This is a genomic window from Salinivibrio costicola subsp. alcaliphilus (genome assembly GCF_001996185.1).
Lineage (GTDB): Bacteria > Pseudomonadota > Gammaproteobacteria > Enterobacterales > Vibrionaceae > Salinivibrio > Salinivibrio costicola.
The window spans coordinates 1-245 of sequence record NZ_MUFR01000218.1; the positions used below are offsets into that span (position 1 = coordinate 1).

Here is a 245-nt window from a genome sequence, read left to right on the forward strand (position 1 = left end):
TTCGTTTCACTACTGAGTTCGGCATGGAATCAGGTGGGTCCAAAGCGCTATGGTCGCCAAGCAAAATTTGGTGTGTCTTCACTTTTCAGTCAAAACACGAATCTAGAAAGCTGTTCGTTCTCGCCACAATCAACTGGCTTTATTTTGAGTCCAACCCAAAACCTCTTGGGTGTTGTATGGTTAAGCCGCACGGGCAATTAGTACAGGTTAGCTCAACGCCTCACAGCGCTTACACACCCTGCCTA

1 rRNA gene is annotated in these 245 nt (G+C 47.3%); it reads right to left on the reverse strand.

Features of this window, described 5'->3' with window-relative positions:
• Positions 1-61 (reverse strand): 5S ribosomal RNA (gene rrf, locus BZJ21_RS15930); the annotation flags it as partial.
• Positions 62-245 lie beyond the last annotated feature (184 nt).